Genomic DNA, 13349 nt, shown 5'->3' on the forward strand with positions numbered 1-13349 from the left:
GGGCGAGCTGGCGCCAGGCGTGGTTTTCGCCCTACAGGGTCAGTCGCCCGGCGTAGCCGGTCATCTCCAGGTAACCGCGACCTTCCAGGCTCCCGTCGACCTTGACCACGCCCTCCCAGTAAGCCACAGGTGCCGGCCGCTTGGTGGTCAGTTCCTGGTCATCGAGGACCGGCAGGGTCCGCACCGTGTGCTCGCCGAAGCGGATTTCCATTTGCACCGGATAACGGCCGCCACTGCGCGGTGACGCCCAGAGGCGCAGCGGCGTGAAGCGGATGTCGGCGGCTGCGAACTGGCGCACGTGGCCGGCAGCGTCGCGCCAGGTGGCGTGCGCAAAAACCGTGGCCGCCCGCGCGTCGCGCAGGCGGAACGCCATCAGTGCGCCGCCGTCGGCGAGATTGATGCCGATCCAGTCCCAGCCGACGGCGCCGTCACCAAGAATCGCCGTAGACCATTCGTGGTCGAACCAGGCGCGACCGTGCGCTGCCAGGCGCTTGCCGTCGCTGACCAGGAAGCCGGCGACCTGTAGCTGGGGCCAGCTCACGTAGTAGCTGGCCAGCTCCGGTCGGCTGCCCTTGCGCGAATACCCTCCCTCGCCCTGCAGCAACAGCGGCTGCGTCGGCGTCAAGAGAAGGTCATAGGAGAACTGCGGGCTGTTCACCTGCAGTGAGAAGGCCTCGCCGTCGCGCCGATCCAGCCGCCGCATCCGCCAGGCACCGATGCTGATGTCGCAGTCTTCGCTGGAAAAGGCTGCACCGAGATTGGCCCGGGCGGCGCGTTCGCTGTGCCGCAAGCGGTCGCCAGGCAGGGTCAGCGCGGCGTGTGCGAAAAGGATCTGACGCGCGGCAATCGGTGAATCCAGGGCTTCGGCGGTGCCCGGCCGGCTGCGGAAAAACGTCAGCTGAAAGCCGATGTCGCGCTGCGGCAAGTCAAGGACGCCGGTGACGTACCACCATTCCGTACGGAAATCGGGGTGCGCTCCGTGGTCGCGCGGGAAGGTCAGGCGTGCTCCCGGAATGACGGGGGGATAGGCGACCGCCGTTGCGCCCGGCGTCGCGCGCGTCAGCGTTGGCAGCAGCAGGGGAGTGGCGAGGAAGGTGCGGCGGCGCACGTGGCAGCTCCGTGGTCTAGTCGGCGCTGGCGAGGACGCGTGCAACCGGCAGCCGGGTCGCCTGGCGCGCGGCGTAGCGGCTGGCGACGATCGCCGCCGCCAGGGTCAGCAAGGCCCCGGCGATGACGGCCGGCCAGGGGATGGTGAGCGCCATTCGCCAGTGAAAGGCTTGCGGATTGATCACATGCGTCAGGATACCGCCGATGGCGACGCCGCAGGCCAGACCGATGAGCAGGCCGACGAGCGCGATCAGCGCGCCCTCGACCATCACTGCCCGACCGAGCATCCGGCGATCGAAACCCAGCGCACCCAGTGTGGCCAACTCGCGCGCGCGCAGCCAGACGCTGGCCGCCAGCGTTACCGCCAGGCCGAACAATCCGATCAGCATCGCTGCCGCCTCGAGCGCGTAGGTGACGGCGAAGCTCTTGTCGAAAATCGACAGACTCAGCTGCCGGATCTCGAGGCTGTCGGCGAGTTCGAGTCCGTACCTGTCGGTCCAGGGCGCCAGCCAGTCGCTGGCCAGCCTTTCCTGCCCAGGCAGCGGCCACAGCGCCAGCTCGCTTGGCGCGAAGCGGCCGCCGAGTCTGACGAAGTCATCGCGACCGATCGCCACGGCGCCGAACTGGCGCGAGTAGTCCCGCCAGACGCCGCCGACGAAAACCTCGACGTCGTGTCCGCGCAAGGGCAGGCGCAGGGTCTGACCCGGCGCGATCCGGTAGATCTCGTGCATCGGCTCGCTGATCCAGACGACCGGCATGTCGGCCGGCGGTGCCACTACCGGGCCGGTGAACGGCAGTCGCGCCGCCGGGTTGTCGCGTTCGAGTTCGCGCACCAGCAGTGCCACGCTGGGTCGCTGCGGGTCGATGACCAGCGTTTCCTGTGCGCTCCGCTCGATGCGGGCGAACGGTGTCTGGGTGCCGGCCAGCGCATCGAGCAGTTCCTGTGGCAGGGGAGTTGCCTTGCCGCGCAGATAGAGGGGCGCGGGCAGGACGTGGTCGAGCCAGTGGTCGACGGCGACGCGAAAGCTGGCGACCATGATCACCATGCTGGCCGTCAGTGCGAAGCTGATGATCAGGCCGCTGGCCGCGACCTGCGCCATCAGCGGCGCCTGCGCGACGTTCTGTATCGCGATCTGTTGGGCGGCCGGCAGTCGGCGCTTGGCGAGCCAGCCGAAGAGCGCGCGGGTGAACAGAGGTGCGCTGCTGACGCCGATCATCAGCACCAGGGCGATCGCGGCGTAGCCGGCCAGGGGGAGTTCGAACAGCGGCGGCATCTGCGCCAGTACGAACGCTGCGAGAGCCAGCAAGGCCGCCAGGAGCCATCTGGAGCGGGCCGAGAACGCGGCACGGCTCTGCGCAAAACCCGTTTTCAGCGCCTGCGCCAGTGGCTGCACGCGGTTCAGATAGGCCGGGTAGAGCGCGCCGGCGAGGCTGGCGACGCAACCGAGCGCCAGGAATCCGAGCAGCGGTGCCGGCTGCGGGACGATGCTCGGGGTGCTGCCGGAGAAATAGCCACCGCCAAGATCGCCACCGAGGATCTGCGTGAAGGCGAACGCCAGTGCGTAGCCGAGTCCGAGCCCGACGACGGCGCCGGGGATGCCGATCGCCAGTCCTTCGAGGAGAACCTGCAGCAGGCGCATGCGCGGTGAGAGGCCAAGGACGCCAAGCAGCGCGAACTGTGTCGACCGCTGCGCGATGGCCGTCAATTGCGTGGCGAAGACCAGGAAAGCACCGGTCAGCAAGGCGACGAGGGCCAGGACGTTGAGGTTGACACGGTAGGCACGCGACAGGTTGGAGACGCGCGTCCGGTCGTCTTCAGCAGCCCGCACGAGCAGGCCGGGGGGCAGTCGCGCTTGCAGCGCGGTCCGCCAGGTCGCCAGGTCGACTTCGGGTGCGAGGCGGACGCGACCCTCGCCGACCGCCTCGTTGGGTCCGAAGCGTTCCTGGACCCAGGCAATGTCGGCAACCAGAAGCAAGTCGTCGGGACCGGTCGCTGGCAGGTCGCCGGCAATCTTTGTCAGCCATTCACGATCGCCGCGGGCCAGGGTCACCGTCGCGCCGGCCTGTAGTCCGAGCTTGGCGAGCAAGGACGGCGAGGCATAGACGTCGCCATCGAGGATGCCGCCGGTCGTCGAGCGGTCATCCTGTCGTGGCAGCAACCAGGGCATCACCGCCGCGGCGCTGAAAACGTCGAGGCCGATCAGTCGCACCGGCGTCCGTACGCTATTCACGCGCACCCGTGTTTCGATCACCGGTGCGACGACCAGTACCGCCGGGTCGCTGGCGATCGCGTTGATGGTGGCGACGGGTACCCCGCCGGCGCTGTCGCGAGCGCCGACAACGGCATCGGGGTCGCCCTGCACGGTCTTCATCGCGCGTCCGAAGTCGGCGAGTGCGGCGTCGTTGATCAGATGAATGGCGTAGCCGAGGGCGACGCCCAGGGCAATCGCCAGCATGGACAGCAGCGTCGCCGTGCGCCGCGTGCGGAACTGGGCGCGGATCAGCCACCACGCCAGGGTATTCATGCGAGCCCGTTCGCCGTCAGCGTCAGAACGCGGTCGCAGCACTGTGCGACGTGCTGCGAGTGGGTGACGATCAGCGCACCGGCGCGCTGCTCGCGAACCCGTTCGAGCAGCAGCGACAGCACGTCGCTGGCCGTCCTCGGGTCGAGGTTGCCGGTGGGTTCGTCGGCAAGAATCAGCGCCGGGCGGTGCACCAGCGCGCGCGCGATCGCCACGCGCTGCAGCTCGCCGCCGGAAAGCGAAGCCGGCCATCGGTCCGCGAAGCCGGCCAGGCCGACGCGCTCGAGCAGCGCCTGCGTGCGCGTGGCGTGCTCGCCGCTGGGTACGCGCGCGAGCAGCAACGGTACGATGATGTTCTGTGCTACGGTCAGCGTCGGCAGCACGTGAAAGGCCTGGAAGACGAAGCCGATGTTGCGCGCGCGCAGCGCGGCCCGCGCCGCTTCATCGAGCCGAACCATGTCGAGTGCGTGCGGGCCGATATGGACCGATCCGCAGTCGGCAGTCTCGAGGCCGGCGATGCAGTTGAGGAGGGTGCTCTTGCCAATTCCCGATTCACCAACCAGGGCAACGATCTCGCCGGCAGCCACCGCGAAATCGATACCGCTGAAGAGGGGTCGGCCGACATCGGCGTAGCGCTTCGCGAGGTCGGCAACGGCGAGCATTGGACAGGAACTATTCGGCATCGCTACCTGCGACGGCCGCCGAGACGGCACCGGCCACGCGCGAACTGGCTCTCTCCGGCGCAGCCATGTAGGACCACTTCATCTGGCGGCGCGGCAGCAGGTAATCGAGCTCATCCGGCGAGCGATGCGGCAGGCGCAGCGAACGTTCGATGACGAGCCCTTCGTCGTTCGCCAGATCGACGAGGATTGCCTGCTGGCGCGGGACCTCCGGTGCATAGATGGTGACCAGCGGGCTGAGTGGCTTGGCGTCAGGCGCCGATCCGGCGACGGCGCCGATCCGGCCGTCGCTGAGTTGCACGATGGATCCCGGCGGATAAACGCCCATTGCCCGTACGAACAGTCCCAGCAGACCCGGGTCGAACCTCATCTTTTCGCGCGCCCACATCGTTGCCAGAGCCTCCGAAGGGGACAGCGCGTGGCGGTAGTCGACCGGATTGACGAGGTTGTCGAAGCGGTTGGCAATCGCCACTATCCGCGCCGCCAGGGGGATCTCTCTACCGCTGAGGTGGTCGGGGAAACCGCTGCCATCGAAGCGTTCGTGATGGGACAGGATTGCCTCGAGCATCGCCTGTGACACGGTGCCGGCGCGCAAGGCCTCGTCGTAGCCGCTGCGGCAGTGCGTCCGATAGATCGTTGCCTCGTGCCGGTTACGTTCGCTGCTGCGCAGGATTGCCGGACTGATCGACAGCTTGCCGATGTCGTGCAAGAGAGCGCCGACGGCGAGCGCTCGCAAGGACACTTCCGGCAGTTCCGCCTTCTTGCCGAGCAATAGCGCCAGGGTCATTACGGACAGCGCGTGCGCGGCGTGGCCATCGTTGTTCGCCATGTCGGCAATCAGCATGATGGCGCTGTCCGGGTCGGCGAGTAATGCCGTCGTGGATTCCTCGCTGACCGTAACGAACTGATTCATGGCCTCGCGAGCGCTCGTGGCGAAGCCGCGGAGCGCGCCGCCAACCGTCTTGGCAGCCCCTAGGTAGTACCGGCGTGTGTTGTTGAGCCGCTTTCTCAGCTCGCTCCGGAGTTCGTTCATGGCCAGCAAGCGCTCGCGCTTTTGGGCCATGTGGGTGGCGGCCAGGGTTGCCAGTCGTGCTATTTCCGCTTCCTGCTCGGGTGTTACGGCTGCCTCGGCCGCCGATGTCGCTGGCCGCAAGGGCAGCGGCGGGACTTTGCAGCGTGTCGGGTCGCAGAACAGTTGCGGCAGGTGCATCGCCGCGATCAGCCGTGCCTGTTCTTCATCGGCAATGACAAAGGAGCTGAACATGAACTCGTGCTCCATCCAGGGCACCGGCAGGCGGACGTGGACGCCCGGACGCAGTTGGGATGCGTCGATGGAGATCTCGCCCGCATTGGGTGTCACGTCGTCGGCAGATCCCGACAAATTCGTTCCTTTTACGCAAATTGGCGCTGGGCAGGTGGTGCCTGGCCAGGGTCATCATGGAACAGTCTGCCGGATAACCGGCAGCAGGCAAAGGCTTCGGGCTCTGGCGGGGCGCTGGCGAAGTCGGCCAAGCCTAGCGGCTTGGCGGATCTGCTCGCAAGGTGTTCAACAGCTTCTGCCCGGGGCGACCGTCGGCGGCCACACCCAGACGCTTCTGCTCGGCCTGGATCGCCTGCCGCGAGTTGGCGCCGATCATGCCGTCGATTTCGCCGATCGGGTAGCCGCGGGCGGCGAGGAGCGTCTGCAGTTCGCGGCGCTCGCGCCGCGACAGGCCAGGGTCGTCCGTCGGCCAGGGCGTGACGAAAGGCTTGCCCCCCTTGATCCGGTCGCTGAGATGGGCGATGGCCAGGGCATAGCTCTCGGCGGCGTTGTAGCCGTAGATGACGTCGAAGTTCCGGAAGACGAGAAATGCCGGCCCGCGCGGGCCGGCGGGCAGGAGCAGACCGGCGGCAGCGTCCGAGGCGGCGATCGGCTGGCCGTCGGCGCGGCGGACGCCACGCGCGTTCCACTGCGCGAGCGGGCGCTTGTTGCTGCGCCCGGCGATGCTGGTGTCGAAGCCGGCCGGCAACACGACCTCGTAGCCCCAGGGCTCACCTGTCCGCCAGCCGGCGCGGTGGAGGAAGTTGGCGGTCGAGGCAAGCGCATCCGGGACACTGTCCATCAGGTCGCGCCTGCCGTCGCCATCGCCATCGACCGCCAGCCGGAGGAACGTGGAAGGCATGAACTGGGTATGGCCGAACGCGCCGGCCCATGAACCGACCAAACGCTCGGGCGCGATGTCGCCGGTGTCAAGGATCTTCAGCGCGCTCAGGAACTCGCCGCGGAAATAGCCCTGGCGGCGCCCGAAACAGGCCAGCGTGCCAAGCGAGGTGAGCAGTGGCCGCTTGCCGAAGTTGCGACCGAAGTTGCTTTCGACTCCCCAGACGGCGAGCACCGTGTCCTGATCGACCTGATAGCGTTCGCCGGCGGCGGCAAGTGGGCCGAGCCACTTCTCGCGCATGGCGAGAGCATCGGCGACGCGTTCGTCATCGACGAGTCCGGCCAGGTAATCCCAGATCGGCGTCCGGAACTCCGGCTGATAGTCGAGGAACTCGAGGACGCTCAGATCGGGCGCCAGGCCCTTCGTCAAGCGGTCGAAGGACGCCGCCGACACACCCTTGGACGCGGCTTCGCCGCGCAGCGTGCTCATGCAGGATGAAAAGCGGTCGGCCGGAACCGCCTCTTGTGCGGCGACGGCCTCGCCGCCGATCGTCAGGAGCAGGGACAGGGACAGGGATAGGGACAGGGCGAGGCAGGCGTCTTTCATGGCTGGGGACTCACGGGCGAGGGGTTGGCAAACGACTTGGCTGGCAGAGGGGCCACCGCAGGGGGCCGCAAGAAGTGGGCTGGCCGTACGCTGGAGTCAGCAATCGCTGTCCGTCGTCGTCATACGCTGTTGGCGCGTCGGCGCGTCAGTTGTCGGTTTGCCGGTGGCCGACGACGAGCGGTGCGTCTCGTATTCGGCGTCGCCGATCACCTCTCCCTCGATCACGTAGCCGCCAGGACTCGCCTGTCCGTCGTGCGGGTTCGGCTGACGGGGCATCCCTTGGCGCAGGAAACTGCTCAGGTGGCGCGTCTTCCATTTGAGGTAGGCGAAGCCAAGCAGCCCGACGACGAGAAGGACGCCGAGTGCCAGCAGGGAGAACATGAAGACGGCAACGAGCAAGGCCGCAGCCGCGGCCATGGTCAACAAGCGGCCAAGAATGCCGAGTTGGGGCGCCGCCAGGTGCGGGCTGGTAAAGCCGGAGGTTTGCTCTTTGCTGGTCATGGTAGTCCTTACGTTCGATGCGGCGATGCCAAGGCTCGCTGCGCATTGTAAGCATTCCGCAGACTATGTGGCGTGTATGGGCGTTGCGCCGACCCTCGAGCACGCCACGCTGGCATCGGAGGCAAAAAAAGACCCGTCCAGAGGGGGGCTGGACGGGTCCGTGCTGCTTCGACAGGGCGCTCCCGAGGGGGAGGGGGGGAGGGGGAACGTCCCGGCGACAGTGCGAATACTAGTCGTCGGATCGGGGTACGTCTGTGGTGTCTCTGTCCCCTTGTGTGACAGTGTGTAAAGCGCTCTGACAGGCGGCGTGTCAGAGCGTGGCGGTTGTCACCGGCAGCCTGCGCGCGCCGCGCTACGCTGCAAATGGGTCGGCCGTTCCCGAGAACAGGTCGATCAGCAGTTGGCGCTCCTTGCTGTCGATCGCGTCGAGAAACTCGCGCGCCGAGCCCATGCCACGGAAGGCGTTGAAGCCGCAGTCCAGAAAGCTGTGCAGGTCGCCCAGTCCGGCCAGATGTGCGGGGCCGCGCATCAACCTGAGCAGGCCGCTCAAGAGCGGCTTTCTGGCGACCCGGTCGAGCGCTTCGCCGGTCTGGCGAATCAGTGCAATCTGGTGCTCGCGTTCCGGGCGGCAACCGACACTGCGGTACGCCGCTGCGTACGCGCTTTCGTCAATGCACTCGATCCGGCCAGCCCGGCAAAGTTCGGCGATCATGGCCGAATCCAGTTGCTCGGTCAGCGCGTCGACTTCTACGGCGAGGGCGATCGTACGCAGCGCCGAGCCTGGCAGCATCTTGATCAGCATCGGCAGGATACGTTCGACTTCCTCGTCGCGGCCACTGAAGTCTCTTGGGCCGTACAGGTCGGAAAGGAAGAACTGCGCCGCCTGACCGAATCTCGGGCTGGCCAGCAGGTCGGCGTGCGTACGCGCGAGGCGCGCGGCCTGCCATTCGCGCAGGCGCAGGCGGGCCTGCGCTGCGGCAGGCGCGAAGCTGGCCCGCTCGCGCAGGCCCCTGGCTGTCTTCAGGTGTCGGCGCAGCGCCTCGGCGCTCTGCTGCTTTTCGGTGAAAGCCGTCGCATCGTCCATGGTGACGGATTATGCATCGTTCGCCCGACCCCGTTTAGAGGGCAACCCCTAACGCGAACGCGCGGCACCGCATACACTGGATCCGGAAATCAGCCCAGAAAGGAGCAGCGCATGCCCCATCCCGATCCGCTCGCGAGCCGCTTTACGCGGCTGCAGCTAGCCGCGCGTGGCGATTCGAATCCCGATCGGGCGGTGCGCGAGCGTCGCTTGCTGACCCTCGACCGCTTGCTCCTGGATAATGAGCCCGCGCTTGCCGACGCGGTTCGTCGTGATTTCGGCCACCGCTCGGTGGCCGAGACACGCTTGCTCGAACTGTTTCCCAGCCATGCGGCCATCGGCCATGCACGCCGGCACCTGCGGCGCTGGATGCGGCCACGAGCGCGCTCGGTTTCGCTGTGGTTTCAACCGGGTCGCGCCGAGGTGCGCTACCAGCCGCTGGGTGCGGTCGGCATCATCGTCCCGTGGAATTACCCGATCTTTCTCGCCGCGGCACCGCTCGCCGCGGCGCTGGCTGCCGGCAACCGGGCACTGGTGAAGATGTCGGAAAACACGCCGGCTACTGCTTCCCTGTTCGCCGAACTCGTCGCCAGATACTTCGCCGACGATGAACTGTCGGTGGTCGAAGGCGATGTGGGCGTGGCCCAGGAGTTCGCGCGACTACCCTTCGATCATCTTTTGTTCACCGGTTCGACGCCGGTCGGCCGGCAGGTGATGCGCGCAGCGGCCGACAGCCTGACGCCAGTGACTCTTGAACTCGGCGGCAAGTCGCCGGCGATCATCGGGCCGCGGCTTGCCGCGAGTGGCCACTTTGCCCGAGCGGTCGAGCGCATCATCATCGGCAAATGCATGAACGCCGGACAGACCTGTATTGCCCCCGACTACGTGCTGCTTCCGGTTGGCCAGGAGCAGGCGTTCATCGAGCACGCCCGGCAGGTGGTCGCCGACTGCTATCCGGCCATCGAGAGCAACACCGACTACTCGACGATCGTCGATCAACGCCAGTTCGCTCGCCTCTGCGCGTACGTGGAGGAAGCGCGTGCGGGAAACGCGAAGATCATCGATCTGGCGCCCGGCGCGGTTGCCGATTCGGCGACCCGCCGGCTGCCGCCGCTGGCGCTGCTCGACCTCAGCGACAGTCTGCGCGTAATGCAGGAGGAAATCTTCGGGCCGCTGTTGCCGGTGCTGCCCTACCGCGATCTCGATGAGGCTATTCGCTTTGTCAACAGCCGGCCGCGGCCGCTCGCGCTGTACTACTTCGACCGCGAGAACGCCAACATCGAGCGCGTGCTCAATGAAACCGTCGCCGGCGGCGTGACCGTCAACGACACGATTCTGCACATCGCGCAGGACGATCTGCCATTCGGTGGTGTCGGCCCGAGCGGCATGGGCTGTTACCACGGTTTCGCGGGCTTCGAAACGTTCTCGGTAAAGAAGGCGGTCTTCCGACAATCTCGCCTCTCCGCCATCGGCCTGTTCAAGCCGCCTTACGGGGCCGTCTTCGAGCGTCTGACGAGGATCCTGCTGCGATGATACCTTCCCGTCGGCAGTTCATCAGGACCGGCCTCGGCGGCAGCCTGTTGCTGACCTTCGCCGGCTGGCTCAACGCCGCTGGTGCCCGTCCTCTCACCACCGCCGAGCGCGAAATGCTCGGCGCCGTGAGCAATGCGATGCTCGATGGTGCGCTGCCCGCCGCTGGCGAGCCGCGGCGCCGCTTGGTGGCGCTGACCGTCGATGGCATTGCCAGCGAAGTCGCTGGTCTTGCCCCGGCAACGCAACGGGAGGTAGGCGAGTTGTTCGGCCTGCTGGTCGTGGCGCCCGCAAGAATGCTTCTCGCCGGTGTCGGCAAGCCATGGCGTGAGGCGAGCGTCGCCGATGTCGGCGAGTTCCTCGAATCCTGGCGGACAAGCCGCTTGGGCCTGCTGCAGGGCGCCTACGCGGCGCTGCACGATCTGACCTTCGGCGCCTGGTATGCGCGTCCCGATACCTGGGAAGCCATTGGCTATCCCGGCCCACCCAAGGGGTACTTCTGATGCTGGATCCGATCAAGACTGGCCTCGCTTCCGGCTGGAAGCACGTGGATGCTTCGACGCTGGCCAGGAGCCAGACGATCGAGGCGGATGTGATCATCGTCGGTACCGGGGCCGGCGGTGGGGTGAGCGCCGACATTCTCAGTGACGCCGGCCTGCGCGTCGTTCTGGTCGAAGAGGGGCCGCTGCGCTCGTCGAGTGACTTCACGATGCGCGAAGCGGACGCCTATCCGCAGTTGTATCAGGAGTCGGGAGCACGCAAGACCGCGGACAAGGCGATCAACATCCTGCAGGGCCGCTGTGTCGGCGGCTCGACGACGGTAAACTGGACCAGCAGCTTTCGCACGCCACCGGAAGTCCTCGACTTCTGGCAGCGGCAGTTCGGCTTGCGGCAACTGACGGTCAATGCGATGAGTTCGTGGTTTGCCGTGATGGAACATAAGCTTTGGGTGCGTGCGTGGGACACTCCGCCCAACGCGAACAACAAGGTACTCGCCAGCGGCGGCGAGAAGCTCGGCATCGACATCGGGCACATCAAGCGCAACGTCAAGGGATGCTGGAACCTCGGGTACTGCGGCATGGGCTGCCCGACCAATGCCAAGCAGTCGATGCTGCTGACCACCATTCCGGCGGCGCTGGGCCGCGGTGCGACACTGTACACCCGGCTGCGCGCCGACCGTCTGCGCTTTGCCGGCAGTCGCGTCACCGGCCTCGACTGCCTGGCGCTGAAGCCTGACGGCATCTTCCCTTCCGGCAAGGTGGTACATTTTCGCGCTCGCCACTTCGTTGTCGCTGCCGGAGCCATCGGCAGTCCTGCACTGCTGATGCGCAGCGGCGTTCCCGACCCGCACCGCCTGCTGGGCAAGCGGACCTTCCTGCACCCGGTCGTGATCTCTTCGGCGCTGATGCCCGAGCGCGTCGATGGCTACGCCGGCGCACCGCAGTCGATGTACTCGGATCACTTCCTCCATCAGGCGCCGATCGACGGGCCGCTGGGCTTCAAGCTCGAAGCGGCGCCGCTGCACCCGGTCCTCTTTTCGACGACGCTGCAGGGTTACGGCGAGGCGCATGCGCGCCTGATGCGCGAATTCACCAGTGCCAGCGTCCTGCTGGCCCTGCTGCGCGACGGTTTCAATCCGCAAAGTCGCGGCGGTCAGGTGCGTCTCGGCGCCGACCGTCTGCCGGTGCTCGACTACCCGCTCGGCGACGTGATCTGGGAAGCCGCCCGCCGCGCGCTGCTGGCGATGGCCGAGATTCAGTTCGCCGCCGGTGCGCGCTGGGTCACGCCGGTTCATGAGGCGGCACCCGGCTATACGAGTTGGGCTGAGGCGCGCAAGGGGATCGCCCTGTTGCCGCTGAAGCCGCTCATCTGCCGGGTGGTGAGCGCGCACGTGATGGGCGGCTGCGCGATGGCCGACGCCCCGCCGCGTGGCGTCGTCGATCACCGTGGCCGGCACTTCTGGCTGGGCAATCTGTCAGTCCACGACGGCTCGGTCTTTCCGACCAGCCTGGGCGTCAACCCGCAGCTTTCGATCTACGGCCTGGTCGCCCGCAATGCCAGCCTGCTCGCCGCCGAACTGGCCGGCAGGCCAGCGCCGCTCATTCCCTGAGGGAGGTTCGCTGCCATGCTGGCGCGCGCGCTACGTCTGTCTCTGTTGCTCGAAGTGCTGCTCTATCTGGCGCTTGCCAAGTACGGTTTCGACGCTTCCTCCGGGGTGGCGGTCCTGGTGGCGCTGTTCGGCGTGCTCAGCTTGCGTGCCGCCCTGGTGGCGCTGATCTACGCTTGTGCCTGGACATGGCGCTCGCCGGCGCCGCGCCTCTCGGCGGCGCAAGCGCTGGTAATGGTCCTTGGCGAATACGCTGCCTTTGTCCGCAGTTTTGTCATCGTCTTTCCCTTCGAACGCTGGTGGATGGGGGCGGACCGGCTGCAGCCGCACCCTGCAGGCGCTATCGGAAGCGTCGGCGCGCCGCGGCATCGGCGCCCGCCGGTACTGCTGATTCACGGCTATGGCTGCTCGCGCGCCGGGTGGTGGTGGCTTCGCCCCAGGCTGGAGGCTGCCGGCTGGACAGTGGCGACACTCAACCTCGAACCCGTCTACGCGAGCATCGACGACTACATCGATCCCTTGGTCCGGCGCATCGATGCCGTTCTTGGCGAGGCGGGTGCCGAGAGACTGATCCTCGTCGGGCACAGCATGGGCGGTCTGGTCGCGCGCGCCTATCTGCAGCGGTTCGGCGGAGCGCGAGTCGCCGGACTGGTGACCCTGGGAACGCCGCATCAGGGAAGTCGCCTGGCCTTCCTCGGCTTCGGCGAGAATGCGCGTCAGATGCGCCCGGGCAGTCCCTGGCTGCAGAGCGTGGCGCGTCCGCCCGCGGTGGTCGAGACCACGGTGATCTACAGTCCGCACGACAACTTCGTCATGCCACAGGCCTGCCTCGAGTTGCCTGGCACGGAAAGTCGCGTGGTCGGCGGGGTTGGCCACCTCGCGATGCTCTATTCGCCACGCGTTGCGCAGGCCCTGCTGGTGGCGCTCGAGCGGTACGGCCGGCCCCGTCGGCAGGAAGAGCACGGCGCCTGAGCGAGCGCTGCGGCCGGCCCTCGGAGTCCGCATACACGGGTTCGCTGCCCCACGCGGTCCTTGCACGGCGGGCAGGTAGGCGTATGATTCAATTCGCGATTG

Annotated in this window: 11 protein-coding genes; 4 read left to right on the top strand and 7 right to left on the bottom strand. The window is 67.2% G+C overall.

Annotation, left to right across the window (positions count from 1 at the left end):
* Nucleotides 1–31: 31 nt before the first annotated feature.
* The 7 genes from CAP2UW1_RS11050 to CAP2UW1_RS11085 form a co-directional block, all read right to left on the bottom strand.
* A complete protein-coding gene (locus CAP2UW1_RS11050; protein WP_015766709.1) occupies nt 32–1108 on the bottom strand; it encodes a lipocalin-like domain-containing protein in 1077 nt (358 codons plus the stop codon).
* Between the two features lie 16 nt (nt 1109–1124).
* On the bottom strand, nt 1125–3632 hold the full coding sequence (locus CAP2UW1_RS11055) for an FtsX-like permease family protein (protein WP_015766710.1): 2508 nt from the start codon (nt 3630–3632) through the stop codon (nt 1125–1127).
* A complete protein-coding gene (locus CAP2UW1_RS11060; protein ID WP_015766711.1) occupies nt 3629–4312 on the bottom strand; it encodes an ABC transporter ATP-binding protein in 684 nt (227 codons plus the stop codon). The genes CAP2UW1_RS11055 and CAP2UW1_RS11060 overlap by 4 nt, the downstream gene beginning before the upstream one ends.
* On the bottom strand, nt 4302–5690 hold the full coding sequence (locus CAP2UW1_RS11065; protein WP_015766712.1) for an HD-GYP domain-containing protein: 1389 nt from the start codon (nt 5688–5690) through the stop codon (nt 4302–4304). The genes CAP2UW1_RS11060 and CAP2UW1_RS11065 overlap by 11 nt, the downstream gene beginning before the upstream one ends.
* Before the next feature lie 133 nt (nt 5691–5823).
* Nucleotides 5824–7056 (bottom strand): lytic murein transglycosylase, encoded by a 1233-nt coding sequence (locus tag CAP2UW1_RS11070; protein WP_015766713.1) that lies wholly within the window; start codon nt 7054–7056, stop codon nt 5824–5826.
* A gap of 96 nt (nt 7057–7152) precedes the next feature.
* Nucleotides 7153–7557, bottom strand: coding sequence for a hypothetical protein (locus CAP2UW1_RS11075; protein WP_015766714.1), 405 nt, complete (start codon nt 7555–7557; stop codon nt 7153–7155).
* 352 nt (nt 7558–7909) lie between these two features.
* The gene (locus tag CAP2UW1_RS11085; protein ID WP_015766715.1) at nt 7910–8641 is read right to left on the bottom strand and encodes an FFLEELY motif protein; all 732 of its coding nucleotides are present in this window, start codon (nt 8639–8641) and stop codon (nt 7910–7912) included.
* Nucleotides 8642–8752: 111 nt separating this feature from the next.
* Between CAP2UW1_RS11085 and CAP2UW1_RS11090 the strand changes: the two genes are divergently transcribed.
* Genes CAP2UW1_RS11090 through CAP2UW1_RS11105 form a run of 4 tightly spaced genes read left to right on the top strand, consistent with a single transcriptional unit; the run spans nt 8753 to nt 13247 of the window.
* Entirely contained in the window at nt 8753–10171 is a 1419-nt protein-coding gene (locus CAP2UW1_RS11090; protein ID WP_015766716.1) for a coniferyl aldehyde dehydrogenase, read from the top strand.
* Nucleotides 10168–10671, top strand: coding sequence for a hypothetical protein (locus CAP2UW1_RS11095; RefSeq protein WP_015766717.1), 504 nt, complete (start codon nt 10168–10170; stop codon nt 10669–10671). The genes CAP2UW1_RS11090 and CAP2UW1_RS11095 overlap by 4 nt, the downstream gene beginning before the upstream one ends.
* The gene (locus tag CAP2UW1_RS11100) at nt 10671–12278 is read left to right on the top strand and encodes a GMC family oxidoreductase (RefSeq protein WP_015766718.1); all 1608 of its coding nucleotides are present in this window, start codon (nt 10671–10673) and stop codon (nt 12276–12278) included. The genes CAP2UW1_RS11095 and CAP2UW1_RS11100 overlap by 1 nt, the downstream gene beginning before the upstream one ends.
* A 15-nt stretch (nt 12279–12293) precedes the next feature.
* Entirely contained in the window at nt 12294–13247 is a 954-nt protein-coding gene (locus CAP2UW1_RS11105) for an alpha/beta fold hydrolase (protein ID WP_015766719.1), read from the top strand.
* Nucleotides 13248–13349: the final 102 nt, after the last annotated feature.

The organism is Candidatus Accumulibacter phosphatis (assembly GCF_000024165.1).
In the GTDB taxonomy this organism is placed as follows: domain Bacteria; phylum Pseudomonadota; class Gammaproteobacteria; order Burkholderiales; family Rhodocyclaceae; genus Accumulibacter; species Accumulibacter phosphatis.

Bases quoted from the DNA above. Each gene is read 5' to 3' on its own strand.
- CAP2UW1_RS11055 (WP_015766710.1), bottom strand. From the start codon at position 3,632: ATGAATACCCTGGCGTGGTGGCTGATCCGCGCCCAGTTCCGCACGCGG.
- CAP2UW1_RS11060 (WP_015766711.1), bottom strand. From the start codon at position 4,312: ATGCCGAATAGTTCCTGTCCAATGCTCGCCGTTGCCGACCTCGCGAAG.
- CAP2UW1_RS11070 (WP_015766713.1), bottom strand. From the start codon at position 7,056: ATGAAAGACGCCTGCCTCGCCCTGTCCCTATCCCTGTCCCTGTCCCTG.
- CAP2UW1_RS11075 (WP_015766714.1), bottom strand. From the start codon at position 7,557: ATGACCAGCAAAGAGCAAACCTCCGGCTTTACCAGCCCGCACCTGGCG.
- CAP2UW1_RS11085 (WP_015766715.1), bottom strand. From the start codon at position 8,641: ATGGACGATGCGACGGCTTTCACCGAAAAGCAGCAGAGCGCCGAGGCG.
- CAP2UW1_RS11090 (WP_015766716.1), top strand. From the start codon at position 8,753: ATGCCCCATCCCGATCCGCTCGCGAGCCGCTTTACGCGGCTGCAGCTA.
- CAP2UW1_RS11095 (WP_015766717.1), top strand. From the start codon at position 10,168: ATGATACCTTCCCGTCGGCAGTTCATCAGGACCGGCCTCGGCGGCAGC.
- CAP2UW1_RS11100 (WP_015766718.1), top strand. From the start codon at position 10,671: ATGCTGGATCCGATCAAGACTGGCCTCGCTTCCGGCTGGAAGCACGTG.
- CAP2UW1_RS11105 (WP_015766719.1), top strand. From the start codon at position 12,294: ATGCTGGCGCGCGCGCTACGTCTGTCTCTGTTGCTCGAAGTGCTGCTC.